The following is an 18777-nucleotide window of genomic DNA, read 5'->3' as shown; positions in this document are numbered from 1 at the left end:
TTTTCAGGCGGCTTATCTCTGCAAAATAGCTCGCAAACGCCCGGCAAAGAGCGCTAAACGAGGCGCCAGGACGGGTACGAAGCGCCGGGCCGGCGTGCCGATTAGCCCCGCGGCGCGAAGTACGACGAGTATACGCGAACACGGGGGTGGAGTGACGGTTGATCGCGTAATTCAGCCTATTCTGCTACCAATCCGCGTAGGGAACCAGCGGCTGCGGCGGCATATTCATATCGCCCTGCCAGCCGGAGGCCGAGTAGCGCACGTAGAGCAGCGCGTGGCTCGGGGTTTAGTCCTTGGCCTGCTGGATATCGACCGCCGCGCCCACGAACCAGTTGCCGGTCACCCGCCGCTCGACCAGCGCCCGGGCGGTATAGCCAAAGCCCTGGCTGCTGCTGCCCTCCTCGCTAAACTGGCTGGCATAGGCGCGATACCCGGTGGGAATCAGGTTCAGCAGCGGGTAGCGCGCCTCGGTTTTCGTCCGCGAGTGTGACCAGGAGACGGAGCCGCCAAGTTCCCACGACCAGTTTTCGGTGCGCTGGCGCCAGGTCTCCGGCCTGCGCGATATCCCGAGCCCGTCGATCACTAACGTACCGGCGGCGGTGAAGTTCTTCGGCATGAAGGCGCCGCGCCAGGGCGCGCCGCTGATTATCGACCAGCCGAGCAGCTATCTGGCAATCTCTGAACTGGTGGTTCGCGCCCTCGACGGCAAAATGTTTACCGAGGATAACGTCAACTGGCCGCAGTACACCGCCAACCTGCCGCAAAGCGCTGCGGTCTCGGAGAACGCCAACGCCATCGTCATTCAGTATCAGGGCAAACCTTACGTCCAGCTGAATGGCGGAAGCTGGGTACCGTATCCGCAGTAAAAACGAAAAAGGCCGCCGGGTATCACCCCCGCGGCCCGTTCAGACGCCGGTCGTTGCCTGGCGACGGTCGTTATGCGCCAGCCAGGCCAGCATCTTCAGGCTGGCAGAATAATAATCATCCTGCGCGCTAAGCTGCGGATCCTCCTGCGCTTCACCGCTGGTCAGGTCGCGAACGGCCAGCAGGCCGCCGGTCATAAACCACGGGGCGACGTCGTTGGTATTGACGTTGACCCACGCCGGAGTCTGCAGCCGCGGATAGCTCTGAAACCAGCTTTTCCACGGCGTCAGCAGAGCGCTATGCGGATCGGCCCAGTAGAGATACAACGGGATGCGAATCGCGTCGTAACTCATCCGCGGCGGCCACTCCTTTGCCGGCTCCATCCTGCCGTCCGCTCTCAGCGCCACCCAATCGCTGGGCAGCTGCGCCTTACCCCACGCCATTTTACCCAGCAGCGCCTGACCGTCGCTCTGCAGCGTACGCCATGCGGTCAGGTGGGTACGCGCGGCAAAGGCCTGCCATGCGGGGAAGATAAAGTAGGAGGGGTTGAGATTAACATGATCGTTGCGGTTGAAGCCCTTCGCGCCGGGCAGCATCACCTGATGACCGGCAAAAGTAATCACCGTTGATTTCAGCAGCGACGCGGTGATGGCATCGGAAGCGATGCCGTAAGACTTCTCTCCCCACTGCTGCTGCGCGCGCAGCAGCGCCCATGCGATCAGGGTATCGCCGTCGGTGGCGTCGTTTTTATCCGCAATCGGGTCCGGCGCAACGGGGTTGTAGCGCCAGTAAAAAAGCCCGTTGTCTTTATTGCGCAGCGTTTTATCCGTCCACTGCCACAGCTTATCAAAGGTCGGACGATCGTTTTTGGCGACCGCCAGCAGCATGGCGAATCCCTGCCCTTCGGTATGGGAAACGTTGCCGTTGCCGGTATCAACGATTCGCCCGTCGGCCATCATAAAGCGGGATTTATAGCTTTCCCAGGCGGTATCGGCCCACGCGCGGGGAAGCACCATCATCGTCGTCGTAACCATGACTGCGACTAAAGCACGCAAGGACATAAGTGCACTCGTTATGGATGAAAGTAGAGAAACTGAACGTCAGACACAGAAAACAGCCGCTCACGCTGTAAAACAACGTGCGCGCCGCCGCCCTGCCCCCTCAGCCAGCGGGAATAAAGCCCTTCGAGTATGGCACAGAATGCATTACACCAGCGAACGCGACGCGCTTCATCGCGGCTGACCGGCAGCGCCCGATGGCGCAGCCGCAGCCCGTCGTCGCCGACCTCGACGCTGACCACTCCCCACTGAAAACGGCTCAGCAGCTGGTTGATATTGGCCTCCAGCTGGCCGACCGTCTCCGCATCAGGTAGAGGATAGTTGTCCGCCAGCGCCTCGCCCATCTGGCGCAGAAAGGGCAGGCTCTCCAGCTCGCCCGCGTTGTTGAGCATGCCATCCACCATAACGATCAGCAGATCGAACCATCCGGCAGGCGTTTGCTGCTGCTGAAACCAGGCCAGCGCCTCCGCGTTATTATTTTCCGTCATGATCAGTTATCTCCTAACATATAGCGGATATAAAGACCGGCGGTGCTTTCGTTATAATCGCCGAAGGTGTCATAGCCCACCTGGCCGCCAAGCGTCATCTGTTTGTTTACCTTGTAATCCGCACCGGCACGCAGGGTGTAGCCGATGCCGCTCTTCGAAGTTGCCGAATAGTAAGCTTCCTTGGCGAACCCGTTGGTGACGGCGGTTTCCAGGGTCCGCTGCCACTCGGCGTTGGTCGGGAAGTAGGCGCTCCTATCCTGGCTATAGGATTGATAGCCCACCGAGCCCCCCAGCTTCATCGTCCAGTTATCGTATTTCTCCGTTAGGTTGACCGGCAGCGAGACGCTCACGTAGTTTTGCGGGCTGAAATAGCCCCCCTGACCGTAGGTGAAGTAGCTCAGGTTTTTCGAGTAATCCATATAGCTCATGCTCAGGCCGGTCTGCAGCTGGCGATACTCGTCGTGGTAAGGCCTCAGGTAGACCCCGGCGTTGGCGTTAACGCTGGTGTTGCTGGCGACGTTGTCGCCAATATAGCTATAGCCTCCGCCGCCGACGTAGAAGCCGGCGTCGCCGTCATCGTAGCTCAGCTGCAGGGTGCCGCCGTTTTTGGTCACCTGGCCCCAGTTTTTCCCCGAGTAGGCGTCTTTCAGCCCGACGTAGGAGAGCAGGCTGTCGGTCAGCGAGCGGCGTTCGCCGGTGAAAATCAGCGACAGGTAGTTGGTCAGCTTCGGCGACCACTTCACGCCCCCGACGACGGTATTCAGATCCTGCCCCAGCGGGGTGCTGCCGATGTCGACGCGGTAATCATCCCCGCTCAGCGCCAGCGCCAGCTCGACGCCGTTGGCCTTCTGCGCGTCCGTCGAGCCGCTGGCCTGGTCGACGTTCGGTTTCAGGCTGGAGGCGGCCAGATAGCTGGCAACCTGCCCGGAATCATAGGCTCCCAGCTTCGCCAGATTCTCCATGCCGCTGCTGGTCGTGGCGTTAAAATCGGAGGCGTTCAGCGTCCCCAGCGAGCTCAGCGCCTCTGCACCAGGGTTGCTGGCAAAGTACGTCGTTCGCTCGGTATCCGTCATCGCCGCAATCGCCGCCTGCTCGCTGGTCACGGTACTAATCATATTAGAGACCGCGTTAGAGAGCGGGTTCGCGCCGTAGCGCCGCCACGCGTCGCCGGTCGCGGTTCCGGCGTTCAGCGTGATCGGCGTGACCGTGAAATCAAAGCGCGAATCGCCAAACGGCGACGAGGACCAGGTCAGCGGCGTTTTCAGTTCCGTCAGCTTGCTGGTACCGGATTCGCCATCGCGTCCGCGCACCTCCATGCCGCCCTGCAGCCAGCTGCCGGTTTTCTCCTGCAGCGACTCCATCATGGTATCCACCTGGCGCAGCGTGCGGGTCTGCGCGGTCTCTACCGGCAGGTCGGGACGCTGGATCCCCGGCAGCGAGGTTCCGTCGCCCGTCGATACCTGCGCGACCTGCCACGGCATATACTGCCCGTAGGTCGAGGCCGTGCGCGTCGCCGTCGAGGTGCGGGAGACGCCGACGAAGGGGTTATCCGCCGCCAGCACGCCGCCAACGGTCGGCGTTTGCGCGCTGTTGCTGCTCTGCAGACCCAGCAGCTTGCCGCGCGCGCTGCGCAGATAGGTCATCGCCTGCTGATGATGCCCCTGCGCCTCTTCAACCCGCGCCAGCAGCAGCAGGCGGTCCGGTGAATTATCCTGACGCAGCCCGCCGGCGAGCTGCTGCGCACGGTCGCTGTCGCCCGCCGAGAGCGCAACGTCAATCGCCCCGCTGCGCGCCGCCTGATCCGGCGTATCCCGGGTCATCAGATAGTCGTAAACCACCCCGGCTTCTTTGTTCATTTTGCCGCTCTGGTAGAGCCGCGCCATCGCGAACATCAGGTCGGTATTTTGCGGGTCGCTTTGCATCGCGCCCATCAGCTTATCGTAGGCCGCGGCGTAGTTCCCCTGCTCGCGCAGATGATCCGCTTCGTTGATCACATAGCCGTTGCGCATGCTCGCCAGCTGCGTTGGCGTACTGCTGGCCTGCAGTTGGGGGTTGCTCAGCAGGTTCTGCGCTTCGCGGGTCAGGCCCGCCTGATTCAGCACCGACACCTGATCGGCATAGTCGCCGGCGTTGCCCGAGATCCCGCCGCTGATATTGTTGCGCACCAGCGAGACGGCGGTCGTGACATCGCCGCTCTGCGCCAGCAGCCGCGCCAGCTTGCCGGCGTCCGCCGGCGATTTCGGCGGCGTGGCGGCCATCGCCCGCAGGGTGTTGGAGGCGGCAACCGTATTGCCCTGCGCCAGGTAGTTTTGCGCCGTCACCAGCTGCAGGTTGTAGTTCACCCGCTGATGGAGATCGCGCATCTGGCCGGTCTGACTGGCGGCGGGAATGCGCCCCAGCAGCGTTTGCGCCTGCTGCCAGCCGCCGTTTTCGCTGGCATACAGCGCCGCGGCGTACAGCGAGGCGCTGCTGGCGCCGGGACGCCAGGCCGCCGCCATCGTCGAGGCGGCTTCGCTCTCGTTGCCCGATTTTTGCAGCAGCCGGGCTAAATCAAGCCGCATCCAGGCATCATCCGGGTAGCGGGATACGCCCTGGCGCAGCAGCGCGATGGCGCCACTCACGTTACCGCTGCTGGCCTGCTCCTGCGCCTGCCGGCGCAGCGAATCGCCCGGCATGCCGGTTACCACCCGCGGCTGCAGTTTTTGCTGCAGGCTCTCCGGCAGCGTGCGCAGCATCGCCTGCGCCTCCGCCGTTTTATTCTGCTCGCGCAGCACGTAATAGAGGCTCTCCCGCGCCGGGCCGTTTTGCGGCTGCTCGTCGAGCAGCGAACGCAGCGTCTGCTCGGCCTGCGGCAGGTCTTTGTTATGCCGCAGAACGTCGGCGCGGAACAGCTTCGCCGAGGTGCCTCGCGTCCCGCCCTGCTGGGCCAGCGGAGCGGAAAGCGCCAGCGCCTGGCTGATATTGCCCTGCTTATAGGCCTGCTGCGCCTGGGCCAGCTGGCCGTAGAACAGCGCATCGGCAGCCTGCTGGCGCCGGGCGGCGGAGTCATCGCCGCCGAGATCCGCCGCCCGGGTCAAATACTGCGATGCCGCCTGGAAATCGCCGTTACGCTGGGCGATATAGCCCATGCCGGCCAGCGCATCCGCGTCCTGCGGGTTGGTTTGCAGCACCTGTTCAAACTGCTGCTTCGCGGCGGCGGTGTTGCCGCTGTTGAGGTTGGCGTACCCCTCCCCGCGCGCCTGGCCGCTTAGCCGCTGGCGATAGTAGTTCTGCACCTCGGAATCCTGCGGGTGGCGCTGCATCCAGGTGTCGTAAAACTGCTGGTCGCCGGACTGCGGTCCCAGCCACAGCAGCGCCTGGCGCAGCCCGCTATCGGCCTCTTTGCTGCCGCTGGCCATCGGCTCCAGCATGGCGATCCCTTCCCGCCGGGTATCTTCACGCCAGGTCAGCGCTTTGCCCAGCGCCACCCGCGGCGCGTTCTCCTGCGGATGCTGCGCCACGTACTGGCGCAGTTCGCCGATCGCCTGCGGATAGAGCGCTTTATCGCTGGCCATCGTCATGTAGTATTCGGCCGCCAGCCCCGCCGGCGGGACGTTGCCGTTAAACATGCTGCGCCAGGTGGCGAGCGCGGCGGGCACGTTGCCGCTGCGCGCCTGCTGCCTCGCAAGGCTCAGCTGCCCCTGCGGCACCTGGGTCATTTTTCTGGCATTGTCGAGCTCCTGCAGGCTGGCGCTGTCCGGAGAGGTTTTCGCCAGCCGCGCCCGCCACTGCGCCGCCGCCTGAAGATCGCCCCCCTGCTGCGCCCAGAGCGCCATCAGGTACAGCGCCTGGGTGTTGTTGGCATCAACCAGCAGCACCTTTTGCAGCGACTCCATCGCCAGCTCGTCGTGGGATTTTTCATGCCAGTAGTTGGCCTGGACAAAAAGCGCCTGCAGCGCGGCATCGTTGCTCGCGGCAAGGGCATCGCCGAACGCGCCAAGCGTCAGCGCGCCTGACAGGCAGAAGGTTGATAGTCTGCGGGTTGCCCTGCTATTCATTTTAATCGCTCGTTTCATTGGCCATCCCCCGAACTCAAACGCTTGCGAGCGTGCCGTTTAAACATGGCGGTTAACGCCAGGCCAATTATCGATGTGGCGATCAGCCCGAGGATCGCCAGCAGGCCGGAATGCTGGTTAGCGTACCAGATAGCCATCATGTACCAGGGCATTTGCCCGCTTGGGAACGGCGTGCTGACCTGGAAACTGCGTACGCCGTTATCGCTGGTGATCACCGCCGTATCGCCCCGAATACCGGCGTTGATCCGCGGCGAGTCGAGGTCGCTTTTCAGCCTCGCGAGCTGATCGTCATTGCTGGCCATTGCCACTACCACCGTACGCCGTGAATTCCACGGCGAGCGGTAGCTGATAAAACCGCGCCAGGCGCTGCTGGAGGAGAAGTAACGGTCGGCATCGACGCTTGCGGAGGTCCAGTCGCCGGTTAGCCAGCGCTGCACCTTCGCCCAGCTTCCTGATTCGCGAACGCTGAGCTGGTTATCCACCGGATTGTAGGGGGAGTCCGCCAGCAGGCGCTGGTTAAAGGTTTTTTGGTCAAGGGCGCTGACCGCCAGCACGTCGCGCTCCCTCAGGTACTGCAGGCCCGCGCCGCCCTCAGGGATCCCCAGCACCACCCGGTTATTGGCCAGCGCCGTACCGGTTGCATTACCCGAACGCGCGGCCAGGTTTAACAGGGTCGCCACCTGCGTTTCCGACGGCTGCTCCGGCAGCAGCAGCACGGTCTGCGAGTAGTCCGCCAGCCGCGAGAACGGGAACGAGGCGCCGACGAAATAGGAGAGATTCGGCAGCAGCGAGAAGTGCCGCGTATTGCTCAAATCAATCCATGAGTCGTCGGTAATGCGGCTCTTGATGTTGTTATTCAGCAGCACCGAGCAGGGGGCGTTATCCTTCGGCACCACGTTGAAGTAGAGCGAGAGCTGGTTATCCCCGTAGATCAGATAAGGCGCCAGCGGGATGGTAAAGCGCTCCTGGCGGGCATCGCCGCCCAGGTGACGCCAAAGCTTCTCCAGCGGCCCCTGCTTGTTCATCGGCAAGTTGTGCAGGAAGGTGTTGTTCAGCGTGACGCTCAGCAGCGACTGGTCTTCGTTGATCCAGCTTTCAGACGGGAAGCGGTAGCTAATCTGCAGGGGAATGGTTTCGCCATCCCACAGGTAGAGATCCGGCGCCGCGCGGAAAGCAACGCGCAGCGGCTCGTGCCACACTCCGCTCACCGTCGGGCTTTGATCTTTACGCAGCAGCTCGCTAATTTTGACCGGCCGATCGGTGGGGATCCAGCGCGGGGCGTCGTACGGTTTGCCCAGCGGAATGGCCTGCGGATCCACCGTCATGCTCGCGGTCTGCGGCGCAATATTGCCGCGGGTCAGCCGCCAGGCCGCCGCGCGCAGCGCCGCATCGTTCTGGCCGACGATCAGCAGCAGCTTGTAGCTCGGGTTGCCGGGGTTATCAACCACCCGCAGCAGCGGCCGGTCGGTTTGCGGCAGGGTCACACCGCCCACCTGGTCGCCCGGGTGGCCGATGATAATGCCGTTGCGCTCCGGCAAGCGATCGCGCAGGGCGTTAAAAGCAATCCCGCGATAGTCCGCCTGGATACCCAGCCATGACGACACCAGCGCCGCCGCGCTGAAGATATCCGCCCCCGATTTTTGCGGGTAGGCGATGGCGATATCCGCCGGGGTCATCTGCATGCTGTCGAAGAACGGCCGCGGGAAGTAGCTCAGGTCGTTGCTGATATTCAGCGGCTGGCTTTCCCAGGTAAAACGCGAGGCCGGTAAAACGGTGATGCCGTAGGCGTCGCGCGCGTTGAGCTGACACTGCATGGCGTCGCCGTCGTTCACCTTGAAGCTTAAATTGTTGCTCGAGACCATCAGCGCGGCCGGGATATCGAGCTGGAAGTGCGAGATATCGGCGCCGTCCGTACCCAGCGGCACCGTGCCCAGCGGCTGGCCGTTGAGCATCAGCTGCAGGGTGGCGTTGCGGGCCGCCATCTCCGGCGAGACCCGCACGTCCAGCATCAGCTCGGCGTGGGTGACCACCTGATCGGAAGGCAGGGTAAAGCTCACGCCGCCCTGCAGCTGGCCGCCGCTCAGCATAATGCCGTCCGGCATCCCCATTTGCGCCAGATTCAGGCTGCCACCGACGATCGGCGTTAGCGGCACCACGTCCGGAGCCGGATCGCTAACCGGCGGCATCGCGGGCAGAGAGGCCGGCGCCTCCGTCGATTCGGGTTCCGCCGCCGTCGGAGCAGGCGCGGCGCTCTCATCCGGCGCGCTATCGCTGGCCGCGTCCGGCAGCGGGAAGTTCAGCGGAGCCGAGCGATCGGCCGGCGCCTCTTCGCTATGCAGCGCGGGGGCGGAGAACATCCCCATCAGCAGCGCAAGGGTCGTTAATCGCTTCATAGCTGGCCATCCTCCTGCGCGGTCTGCGCAGCAGGACGCTGCCGACGCCGGTCGCGTCGCGTTTTCCACGTCAGCCAGAACAGCTCAAATACGCAGCGCAGAATGGTGGCGAAGGAGCGGAACGGCCTGTCCTGCGGACGCGGCGGATTAATCCACGCGTCGGCGCGGGCCAGCACCACGCGCACCAGCTCGCGGCGCAGGGAGAGCGGGATATTTTCATCAAACTTGAGGCGAATAAAGCGCGCATCGGCGGTAACCTGCTCGGCCGGGATGCAGATCGCCCCGGACTGCAGAATCAGCTCAATCTCTTCGATTTTATCCTGCAGGTGGCGATCGTCAGGCACGGTGATACGGCAGCCGCCCATCGACAGGTCGGCGGTATGGCTACGGGAGACAATGCCGCTGGCGTAGTGAATGAGCACCGGGATATCCACGTCAATACGGATCGTTTTGCGCACCTGGCGGGTTTCCCGCGCCACCGCAATCGCCGCCAGCAGGAAGATCAGGCTGTAGATCCCCCACCCGACGTTCAGCGCGATAACGTTCGGATCGGAGCCGAAATAGTCGTGGCCGATGGCGCGCACGAGACCGACCACCACGCCTACGCCCAGCAGACAGGCCACCACCAAATGCGGCCTGACCACGGTAAAGTCGAAGTAGCCGACGTCCAGCAGGCCGCCTTTATCGGTGACGTTGAATTTGCCGCGTTTGGGGAAAATCATCGTCACCAGCGTCGGCAGCACCAGGTGGAATGCCAGAACGATGTCGTAAATTTCACCCCAGAAGCTATAGCGATAGCGGCCGTTCATCCTCGAGCCAACGTAGATGGCGAGGAACAGGTGCGGCAGCGCATACGAGACGATCAGGCTCGCCGAGGAGTAGATAATATTGAGGTTAAACAGCAGGTAGGCCAGCGGCGCGGTGACAAAAACCACGCGCGGCAGCGCAAACTGGTAGTACAGCATGGCGCTGAGATAGCACAGGCGCTGCTGGAAGGTCAGCCCGCGGCCAAATAGCGGGTTATCAAGGCGGAAGATTTGCGTCATCCCGCGCGCCCAGCGGGTTCGCTGAATGACGTGCACCACTAAACGTTCGGTGGCTAAACCTGCCGCCAGCGGGATATCGAGGAACGCCGATTTCCAGCCCAGGCGCTGAAACTTGAGCGCGGTGTGCGCATCTTCGGTGACGGTTTCTACCGCAAAACCGCCAATCTGCTCCAGCGCTTTGCGGCGAATAACGGCGCAGGAGCCGCAGAAGAAGGTCGCGTTCCAGTTGTCGTTGCCCTGCTGGATTGGGCCATAAAACAGCATCCCCTCATTGGGAATATTGCGCCCAACGGAGAGGTTGCGTTCGAACGGGTCCGGCGAGTAGAAGTAGTGCGGCGTCTGCACCAGCGCCAGCATCGGGTCCTTGAGGAAGCCGCCCACCGTGGCCTGCAGGAAGACGCGGGTGGCGACGTGGTCGCAGTCAAACACGCAGATAAGCTCGCCCTGGGTGAGGGTCATCGCGTGGTTCAGGTTGCCCGCTTTGGCATGCTTGTTGTCGTTACGGGTGATGTACCCCACCCCAACGTCGGCGGCAAACACCGCAAACTCGCTGCGTTTGCCGTCGTCCAGCAGATAAATTTTCATCTTATCCGCAGGATAATCAATGCACTGTGCGGCCAGCACCGTATCGCGGACCACCTCGAGCGGTTCGTTATAGCTGGGAATATAAATATCAACCGTCGGCCAGGTGCTCATATCGTCCGGCAGCGGGACAATTTCGCGCTTCAGCGGCCAGACCGTCTGCAGGTAGTTGAGTATCAGCATCACCCAGATATAGACTTCCGCCAAAAAAAGCCCCATCCCCAGAATCGTCTCGATTCCGGAGTTAAAATGCAGGGTTTGCGTCAGGCGGAAATACATATAACGGGTCGACATCAGCAGCGAAGTCACGACCATAATGACGGAAACGCTGCGATTCTTACTGAATCCCATTAAGAACAGAATACCGATGCTCAGCAGACCAAAAAGATACTGCTTTTGGCTGTCCATCGGCGTGATAACGACCAGCACGGCAACCGGCGACAGCAGCAGTACCAGCAACCAGAAAAGTGACTTTTTCATTCAGCAGCCCTGCAATAAGTTAAAGCCCTGACATGCGAGGCTGGCTGTGCACCGTGCCGTCGCCAATATTGATACCCAACAGCGCAGAGATTTTTTTGCCAATAATTTCAATATCAAAGGCGGCTGAAGAGGATGAACTAAAGTCGAGAATCGACTTTTGGGAAGCATTTGCCTCTACGACGCTTTCATCACGGTGGATAATGCCCAGCAGGCGGTCGCTCAGCTTATCCTCCATTAACGCAACCACGTCACGACTCACCTGACGGCGATTATCGCTCTGGTTTATCACGAAAAAGTGTCCGAGCTTATGATTGAGCTCACCGCCGGTTAAGCGCTGCTTTTCCACATGGGATAGCGTTGACATCGAGGCGGTATCCGCCAGCAGCGGCACCAGGTGCAGGTCCGCCAGCGGCGTTAACGCCGTCAGCGCCGCGGAGGGGCCAGGAGGAAGGTCAGCGATAATAACCAGGCCCGGATAGTTGAGCAGCGCCGACAGCCCGCGAGTCAGGAAATGCGGATCGCTGGCGAGCCGGTCGTCAAACGCCTGATGCTGCTCTTCGGTCACGTCGCCATAGGGCAGCACGAAGATATTACTGCCCGCGCTTAGCACGCACTGGCTCCAGTCGTGCAGCTCGAGCGCCTTCGCTACGTACCCGCGCTCATCACCAAGCGGGACGCCAAAATGCAGGCGCAGCGCGTTCTGGACGTCAAAATCGAGTGCCAGAACTTTGCTACCCGCGCGCGCCAGCGACCAGGCCAGGTTTGCTGCGAGGGTCGTCTTTCCCACGCCGCCTTTTGGGGAACACACGCAGATCAGCGGCATGTCGCAATCCTTTCTAAAAGAGATTTAAGCGGCTGATCTTTATCTTTAGCCGCAGGTTCAGCGACTTTCGTCGCAAATAAGTGCGCATAACCTTCCGCGGCCGGCAGCGGTGCCGGCTGCGGACGAGGCGCAGCGCTCATCGCCGGCGCGGGCGTCGTTACCGGCGCAGGCGCGGCAATCGGCGCGGCAGCGGGGATCGCCGGTATCGGTTCCGCTGGGGCGGCGGCTGCAACGGCAGGCAGCGGCGCAGCGGCAGCCGGCACGACGGCAGCGGGGGCCGATTGTGGCGTCAGGATCGGCGCAGAGGGCTCGGGAGCGGGCTGCGCTGGCGCAGCCTCAACCCACAGAAACGTATCCGCGGGGACCTGCTGCGGCAGGGGCAACGACACCGACCCTCCCATTGCCAGCGAGGACTCTTTTTCCCCGGGAGCGAGCTGATTGAGAATAACCCAATCTCCCTGTTCCCGGGCGGCTGATTGTGATGAAAGGTCCTTGAAATGAAGACCTTGTGTCCGCGTCTTTTCCTTGAAGCGCTGCAAATCATCATAATGGTTCATAGATAACCCCATGATTCTAAATTCATTATATTTTAGCTGCTTTTATTGAGACCCTATACCTCCAGAGCATAGAGTATTTTATTGTTTTTCATAAAGTTAAGTTGATCAGGAAGATCGGCTATGCGACAGATGGTATCCGGGTATAGGTCAGAGCGGCTTTAATTGACTGATAGTTATGCGTTTACCCTATCAGTTCTTATCCGAAATGATAGCTCCATTTTCCAGGAGGTGTCTTAATGCGCCTCTCAGATTCACCTTATTAATAAAAATAACCAGATTTTTATTCCAACCATTTATATCGGATAAGCATAACAGGCGTTCAATATAATCAATTTAATATAGTTTAACCCTTTTACAACTTTGTATATATAGGTCGACGGGCTGATGCATTTAAAAAGAGGGCGCATTGTTCTGCGGGGGAAAAGGGCAGCAGGCAAGTACGCTGCTGCCGAGAGGCTTTCGCCCTTCAGCAGCAGCGGGATCGTCAGGCGGAGTGTTTATCCTGGTTTTCGTCCTGGTCAACGGCAAAACAGGCCACCAGCTGACCGCCGTACTCCTTCAGCTGCGGCTGCAGCTGGGTGCAGGGTCCGAAGCGGCGGCTGCAGCGGGCGTTAAACGCGCAGCCCGGCGGCGGGTTCAGCGGGCTTGGCAGCTCGCCGGTCAGCTTAATGCGCTGGCGACGATCGTCCGGATTGAGACGCGGGGTCGCCGACAGCAACGCCTGAGTGTACGGATGCTGCGGGTTGTTGAAGATCTGATCCTTGGTCCCTTTCTCCACGCAGCGCCCGAGGTACATCACCATCACTTCATCGGCGATGTGCTCAACCACCGACAGGTCGTGGGAGATAAACACGTAGGAGAGCCCCATCTCCTGCTGCAGGTCCATCATCAGGTTCAGCACCTGCGCACGCACCGATACGTCCAGCGCAGAGACCGGCTCATCGGCAATCACTACGTCCGGGTCCAGCATCAAACCACGGGCAATAGCAATACGCTGACGCTGGCCGCCGGAGAACATATGCGGATAACGATCGTAGTGCTCGGTTTTCAACCCCACCTTCGCCATCATCGCCAGCGCTTTCTCACGGCGCTCCTCTTTACTCAGCGAGGTGTTGATCTGCAGCGGCTCTTCCAGAATCTGCCCCACCTTTTTACGCGGGTTCAGCGAGCCGTACGGGTTCTGGAACACAATCTGGATTTTCTGCCGACGCAGGCTCTGCGCGTGCGGATCGTGCTTCAGCAGATCCTGTCCCTGGTAGTACAGCTCGCCGCCGGTAGGGATTTCAATCATCGTCAGCAGGCGGCCGAGGGTGGATTTCCCGCAGCCGGACTCCCCAACCACCGCCAGCGTTTTGCCGCGTTCGAGGGTAAAGGAGACGCCGTCCAGCGCCTTGACCAGCCTTTCAGGGGAAAATAGCCCCTTCTTCACCGGATAGTATTTTTTCAGATCGATGGCCTGCAACAGCAGCTGTTGCGCGGTGGCCTGTTCGGTACTCATAGGGTTGGCCTCCCGGCATCATCGAGTGGGAAGTGGCATTTGGACTGACGCCCGTGGTCCACAACGTTCAGTTCTGGCTCTTCGCTGCGGCAGCGGTCCGTAGCATACGGGCAGCGCGGATTGAGCAGGCAGCCGTTCGGGCGGTCATATTTGCCGGGAACCACGCCCGGCAACGACGCCAGCCGCGCTTTATCCTGGGCAAACTCCGGCAGCGCGCGCAGCAGCGCCTGGGTATACGGGTGGCGCGGCGCGCGGAAGATATCCTTCGCATCGCCGGCTTCCACCACCTGGCCGGCGTACATCACAATAATTTTGTGCGCCGCTTCGGCCACCAGCGCCAGATCGTGAGTAATCAGGACCAGCGCCATGTTCTCTTTCTGCTGCAGATCCAGCAGCAGCTCGATGATCTGCGCCTGGATGGTGACATCCAGCGCGGTGGTTGGCTCATCGGCAATCAGCAGCTTCGGCCGACAGGCAATCGCCATCGCAATCATCACGCGCTGGCTCATCCCGCCGGAGAGTTGGTGCGGATAGACGTCGAGACGCGATGCCGGATCGGGGATGCCCACCAGCGTCAGCAGGTCAATCGCCCGCTGAATGCGGGTTTTTTTATTGCCGCCCTGGTGCACCTTGATGGCTTCCATAATCTGGTAGCCGACGGTGTAGCACGGGTTGAGGCTGGTCATCGGGTCCTGGAAGATCATCGCCACTTCGGCGCCCACCAGCTGGCGACGCTCTTTTTCCGAAATACGCTTCAGATCGCGACCGTTAAACTCCAGCTTATCCGCCATCACGCGGCCGGGGTAATCAATCAGCCCCATAATCGCCAGCGAGCTCACCGATTTACCGGAACCGGATTCACCGACAATACCCACCACTTCGCCCTGATTCACGCTGTAGCTCACGCGATCTACGGCACGGAACGGCGTCCCTTCGTCGCCGAAGTGCACCGATAATTTATCAACATTTAATAACGCCATCTCGAACCTCTTACTGCTTCAGTTTGGGATCGAGCGCGTCACGCAGACCGTCGCCCATCAGGTTAAATGCCAGCACCGTCAGCAGGATCGCGACACCCGGGAAGGTGACGACCCACCAGGCGCTCTGCGCGAACTGCAGCACATCGGAGAGCATGGTGCCCCACTCCGGTGTCGGCGGCTGCGCACCCATGCCAAGGAAGCCAAGAGCGGCCATATCGAGAATGGCGTTAGAGAAGCCCAGCGAGGCCTGAACAATCAGCGGCGCAAGGCAGTTAGGCAGAATATTGACGAACATCTGACGCAGCGCCCCGGCCCCCGCCACGCGCGAAGCGGTGACGTAGTCGCGGTTGACCTCGACCATCACCGCCGCCCGGGTCAGGCGCACGTAGTGCGGCAGGGCGACAAAGGTGAGCGCCAGCGAGGCGTTAACAATCGACGGGCCGAAGATGGCCACCAGCACCAGCGCCAGCAGCAGGCTAGGCAGCGCCAGCATGATGTCGACGATGCGCATGATGATAGAGTCCGCAACCCCGCCAAAATAGCCCGCCACCAGGCCAAGCACCACGCCGAGGATCAGCGACAGCACCACCACCAGGCAGCCGACCAGCAGCGACAGGCGCGCGCCGTACATCAGGCGCGACAGGATATCGCGGCCCACGTCATCGGTTCCCAGCAGGTGCGCGAAGCTCCCGCCCTCCTGCCAGGCCGGCGGCGCCAGCAGCACGTCGCGGAACTGATCCGCCGGGTTATACGGCGCGATGAAGTTGGCAAATACGGCGATGATAATCATGATCGCCACGTACACCAGACCGACGACCGCGCCCTTATTGCGTTTGAAATAGTGCCAGAACTCCTGCAGCGGGGTCATTGGCACCGGTGCGGCGACAACTTTATTTTCAGTAACTTGTGACATGATGGCCCCTTACTTCCTATGCCGAATACGCGGGTTCACCACGCCGTAGAGCAGATCGACCAGCAGGTTGACGAGGATAATCATCGTCGCGACCAGCAGAACGCCGCCCTGCACTACCGGATAATCGCGGCGCTGCAGCGCGTCGATAAGCCAGCGCCCTAAGCCAGGCCAGGAGAAGATGGTTTCGGTCAGAATCGCGCCCGCCAGCAGCGTGCCCACCTGCAGACCGATGACCGTGACGACCGGCAGCATCGCGTTACGCAGCGCGTGGACCACAATGACGCGCATCCGGGTCAGCCCTTTGGCGCGCGCGGTGCGGATATAGTCCTCGCCCAGCACTTCCAGCATCGACGAACGGGTCATACGCACAATCACCGCCAGCGGAATGGTGCCCAGCACCACGGCGGGCAGGATCATATGCATCAAGGCATCGATAAAGTCGCCCGGCTCGCCCCAGATAGCGGTGTCGATCAGCATAAAGCCGGTCAGCGGCAGGGTATCGTCAAGGAATACGGTATCGCTAATGCGCCCGGAGACCGGCGTCAGGTTAAGCTGCACCGAGACCAGCATAATCAGCATCATGCCCCACCAGAAGATAGGCATGGAGTAGCCGGTCAGCGCGAGGCCTACGGAGGTGTGATCGAAGATAGAACCGCGTTTTACCGCCGCCAGTACGCCAACCGGAATACCGACGACGACGGCGAAAATCATCGCGCAGACGCCCAGCTCCATGGTGGCCTTAAAGCGCGGCACAAACTCTTCCCATACCGGAATACGGCTTTTCAGCGAGATGCCTAAATCACCGTGCAGCACGCCCCAGATATAGTGGGCATACTGTTGCCACATCGGCTTATCGAGGCCCATTTCGGCCAGCAGCTGAGCGTGACGTTCAGGGGAAATACCACGTTCGCCCGCCATAATCATCACCGGGTCACCGGGGATCATATGCACGAAGGCAAAGGTGAGAAGGGTAATACCGATAAATGTTGGGATGACAAGTCCCAAACGTCGGAGGATGAACTGCAACATAACCCGGATTCTCTATAGTGACGCTCTGCCTGGTGACAGGACGTCTGCATTGCTCACAAATGTCAATTCCCTCTCCCGGTGAAGGGAGAGGGGGACCACACTGTTTTTATTCGATTGAGACGTTTTCGAAGTGGTGTTTGCCTAACGGATCGACCACGTAGCCTTTAACTTCTTTACGCACCGGCTCAAACACGGTGGAGTGGGCAATAATCAGCGCCGGAGCCTGATCGTGCATCACCACCTGGGCCTGTTTGTAGAGTTCAATACGCTTGTTATGATCGTCGGTGGCGCGAGCCGGCTGAATCAGATCTTCAAACGGCTTGTAGCACCAGCGGGAGTAGTTGGAGCCGTCTTTCGCCGCCGCGCAGCTGAACAGGGTCGCGAAGAAGTTATCCGGATCCCCGTTATCACCGGTCCAGCCCATCATCACGGTCTGATGCTCGCCCGCTTTCGCGCGCTTGAGGTATTCGCCCCACTCGTAGGTCACGATCTTGGCCTGGACGCCAACTTTGGCCCAGTCGGCCTGAATCATCTCGGCCATACGGCGCGCGTTCGGGTTGTACGGACGCTGTACCGGCATTGCCCACAGGTCGATGGTGAAGCCTTTTTCCATACCGGCTTCTTTCAGCAGCGCTTTCGCTTTTTCCGGATCGTAGCTGTAGTCTTTAACGTCGTCGTTATAGCCCCACATGGTCGGCGGAATCAGGTTTTTCGCCGACTGGCCTGCGCCCTGGTAAACGGCTTTAATGATCGCTTCTTTGTTGACCGCATAGGTCAGCGCCTGGCGAACTTTCACATTATCCAGCGGTTTCTTCTCGGTGTTGAACGAGAGGTAGCCGACGTTCAGACCCGGCTGCTCCAGCAGGGTAATGCTTTTATCTTCTTTCATGCGCGCAATGTCTGCCGGGTTCGGATACGGCATGATCTGGCACTCATTTTTCAGCAGCTTCGCGTAGCGCACGGAGGCATCAGGCGTGATAGAGAAGACCAGGCTGTCGATCTTCGGCTTGGTGCCCCAGTAGCCCGGGAACGCTTTGTAGAGGATGCGCGAATCTTTCTGGTACTGCAGCAGCTGGAACGGGCCGGTACCGATCGGGTTGAGGTCCACTTTTTCCGGCGAGCCGGCTTTCAGCATGTTGTCAGCATACTCTTTTGACAGAATAGAGGCGAAGTCCATCGCCAGATCGGCGAGGAACGGAGATTCAGGACGGGTCAGCACGAACTGGACGGTATTATCGTCCACTTTCTTCACTTCGCTAATCAGGTCCGGCAGGCCCATGCCTTCGAAGTATTCGTAGCTGCCGCCAGACACTTTATGGTACGGGTTTTGCGCGTTTTTCTGACGATCGAACGAGAACACTACGTCGTCGGCATTGAAGTCACGGGTCGGTTTAAAGTCTTTATTGTCCTGCCACTTCACGCCTTTACGCAGGTGGAAAGTATAGGTTTTACCGTCTTCGCTCACGTCCCATTTTTCAGCCAGGCCAGGAATAACTTCCGTGGTCCCGGTTTTGAATTCAACCAGGCGGTTATAGATTGGCACCGAGCTGGCGTCATAGGTAGTACCAGAGGTGAATAGCTGTGGGTTAAAGCCTTCCGGCGAACCTTCAGAACAGTAAACCAGGGTCTTAGCTTGTACGCTTGCGGCAACGGTCAGAGCGACCAGGCTCAGGCCAAGCTTCAGCATCCCTGACTTTTTCAAGGAAATACTCATTATTCTGCTCCAGATGTGATGTTGTTTGCATATTTCCGCCCGACCTTTATTTATTTTTTACCCGGTCTGGTCGGTTGTGCCCGAGGGCGCTGAGAGAGATGGGGATTCCTTTCACAAAAACGACTGAGTTGCAGTGCGGATTCTCCATGAAATGCCCCTCATGCCCTACAATCTGTCAACAGAATGGGAAAACGTCAATACAGCCAACCTGGTTTTACATCCGGGGTGAGAAACCGCAGGCAAAGATTAAAAAAACTCCGCGAGGCTATTTTCAGCAGAGAAATTTATGCTACCGGC

At 60.4% G+C, this 18777-nt stretch carries 11 protein-coding genes and 3 pseudogenes; 1 reads left to right on the top strand and 13 read right to left on the bottom strand.

Features of this window, described 5'->3' with window-relative positions; translation table 11 throughout:
- Window positions 1–184: 184 nt before the first annotated feature.
- A pseudogene (locus AC1M2H_RS01280) lies at window positions 185–553 on the bottom strand (cellulose synthase subunit BcsC-related outer membrane protein); the annotation flags it as partial.
- Between AC1M2H_RS01280 and bcsG the strand changes: the two are divergent.
- Window positions 543–866, top strand: a pseudogene (gene bcsG / locus AC1M2H_RS01275) (cellulose biosynthesis protein BcsG); the annotation flags it as partial. The pseudogenes AC1M2H_RS01280 and bcsG sit on opposite strands and share 11 nt — an antisense overlap.
- A gap of 39 nt (window positions 867–905) precedes the next feature.
- On the opposite strand, the gene AC1M2H_RS01270 reads toward bcsG, so the two are convergent.
- The 12 genes and pseudogenes from AC1M2H_RS01270 to dppA all read right to left on the bottom strand — a co-directional run bounded on the left by AC1M2H_RS01270 (window position 906) and on the right by dppA (window position 18480).
- Window positions 906–1925: a family 8 glycosyl hydrolase gene (locus tag AC1M2H_RS01270; RefSeq protein WP_480150005.1), complete on the bottom strand. Its 1020-nt coding sequence runs from the start codon at window positions 1923–1925 to the stop codon at window positions 906–908.
- Between the two features lie 11 nt (window positions 1926–1936).
- Window positions 1937–2413 carry a cellulose biosynthesis protein BcsD gene (gene bcsD / locus AC1M2H_RS01265; protein ID WP_480151813.1) on the bottom strand — a complete coding sequence of 159 codons (477 nt, stop codon included), beginning with the start codon at window positions 2411–2413 and terminating at the stop codon, window positions 1937–1939.
- On the bottom strand, window positions 2413–6465 hold the full coding sequence (locus AC1M2H_RS01260; RefSeq protein ID WP_480150004.1) for a cellulose biosynthesis protein BcsC: 4053 nt from the start codon (window positions 6463–6465) through the stop codon (window positions 2413–2415). The genes bcsD and AC1M2H_RS01260 overlap by 1 nt, the downstream gene beginning before the upstream one ends.
- The gene (gene bcsB / locus AC1M2H_RS01255; RefSeq protein ID WP_480150003.1) at window positions 6462–8858 is read right to left on the bottom strand and encodes a cellulose biosynthesis cyclic di-GMP-binding regulatory protein BcsB; all 2397 of its coding nucleotides are present in this window, start codon (window positions 8856–8858) and stop codon (window positions 6462–6464) included. Before bcsB ends, AC1M2H_RS01260 begins: the two co-directional genes overlap by 4 nt.
- Window positions 8855–10966 (bottom strand): UDP-forming cellulose synthase catalytic subunit, encoded by a 2112-nt coding sequence (gene bcsA, locus AC1M2H_RS01250; RefSeq protein ID WP_480150002.1) that lies wholly within the window; start codon window positions 10964–10966, stop codon window positions 8855–8857. The genes bcsB and bcsA overlap by 4 nt, the downstream gene beginning before the upstream one ends.
- A 19-nt stretch (window positions 10967–10985) precedes the next feature.
- Window positions 10986–11778, bottom strand: a pseudogene (locus AC1M2H_RS01245) (cellulose synthase operon protein YhjQ/BcsQ).
- A gap of 1 nt (window position 11779) precedes the next feature.
- The gene (gene bcsO / locus AC1M2H_RS01240; RefSeq protein ID WP_480150001.1) at window positions 11780–12346 is read right to left on the bottom strand and encodes a cellulose biosynthesis protein BcsO; all 567 of its coding nucleotides are present in this window, start codon (window positions 12344–12346) and stop codon (window positions 11780–11782) included.
- A gap of 484 nt (window positions 12347–12830) precedes the next feature.
- Window positions 12831–13844 (bottom strand): dipeptide ABC transporter ATP-binding subunit DppF, encoded by a 1014-nt coding sequence (dppF, locus tag AC1M2H_RS01235; protein WP_480150000.1) that lies wholly within the window; start codon window positions 13842–13844, stop codon window positions 12831–12833.
- Window positions 13841–14824 (bottom strand): dipeptide ABC transporter ATP-binding protein, encoded by a 984-nt coding sequence (gene dppD / locus AC1M2H_RS01230; protein WP_480149999.1) that lies wholly within the window; start codon window positions 14822–14824, stop codon window positions 13841–13843. The genes dppF and dppD overlap by 4 nt, the downstream gene beginning before the upstream one ends.
- 10 nt (window positions 14825–14834) lie before the next feature.
- A complete protein-coding gene (dppC, locus tag AC1M2H_RS01225; protein ID WP_426813818.1) occupies window positions 14835–15737 on the bottom strand; it encodes a dipeptide ABC transporter permease DppC in 903 nt (300 codons plus the stop codon).
- Window positions 15738–15746: 9 nt separating this feature from the next.
- Window positions 15747–16766: a dipeptide ABC transporter permease DppB gene (gene dppB, locus AC1M2H_RS01220; RefSeq protein WP_464415063.1), complete on the bottom strand. Its 1020-nt coding sequence runs from the start codon at window positions 16764–16766 to the stop codon at window positions 15747–15749.
- A 106-nt stretch (window positions 16767–16872) separates the two neighbouring features.
- Window positions 16873–18480 (bottom strand): dipeptide ABC transporter periplasmic-binding protein DppA, encoded by a 1608-nt coding sequence (dppA, locus tag AC1M2H_RS01215; RefSeq protein ID WP_480149998.1) that lies wholly within the window; start codon window positions 18478–18480, stop codon window positions 16873–16875.
- Window positions 18481–18777 lie beyond the last annotated feature (297 nt).

The sequence above is a fragment of the Klebsiella sp. F11 genome (assembly GCF_056712265.1).
Note: the sequence above shows the minus strand (reverse complement) of the source record. Positions and strands in the feature narration are given on the sequence as shown.

What these genes read in the sequence shown, in the direction of transcription:
- AC1M2H_RS01270 (WP_480150005.1), bottom strand. Translation starts at nt 1,925, where the DNA reads ATGTCCTTGCGTGCTTTAGTCGCAGTCATGGTTACGACGACGATGATG.
- AC1M2H_RS01260 (WP_480150004.1), bottom strand. Translation starts at nt 6,465, where the DNA reads ATGAAACGAGCGATTAAAATGAATAGCAGGGCAACCCGCAGACTATCA.
- bcsB (WP_480150003.1), bottom strand. Translation starts at nt 8,858, where the DNA reads ATGAAGCGATTAACGACCCTTGCGCTGCTGATGGGGATGTTCTCCGCC.
- bcsA (WP_480150002.1), bottom strand. Translation starts at nt 10,966, where the DNA reads ATGAAAAAGTCACTTTTCTGGTTGCTGGTACTGCTGCTGTCGCCGGTT.
- bcsO (WP_480150001.1), bottom strand. Translation starts at nt 12,346, where the DNA reads ATGAACCATTATGATGATTTGCAGCGCTTCAAGGAAAAGACGCGGACA.
- dppF (WP_480150000.1), bottom strand. Translation starts at nt 13,844, where the DNA reads ATGAGTACCGAACAGGCCACCGCGCAACAGCTGCTGTTGCAGGCCATC.
- dppD (WP_480149999.1), bottom strand. Translation starts at nt 14,824, where the DNA reads ATGGCGTTATTAAATGTTGATAAATTATCGGTGCACTTCGGCGACGAA.
- dppC (WP_426813818.1), bottom strand. Translation starts at nt 15,737, where the DNA reads ATGTCACAAGTTACTGAAAATAAAGTTGTCGCCGCACCGGTGCCAATG.
- dppB (WP_464415063.1), bottom strand. Translation starts at nt 16,766, where the DNA reads ATGTTGCAGTTCATCCTCCGACGTTTGGGACTTGTCATCCCAACATTT.
- dppA (WP_480149998.1), bottom strand. Translation starts at nt 18,480, where the DNA reads ATGAGTATTTCCTTGAAAAAGTCAGGGATGCTGAAGCTTGGCCTGAGC.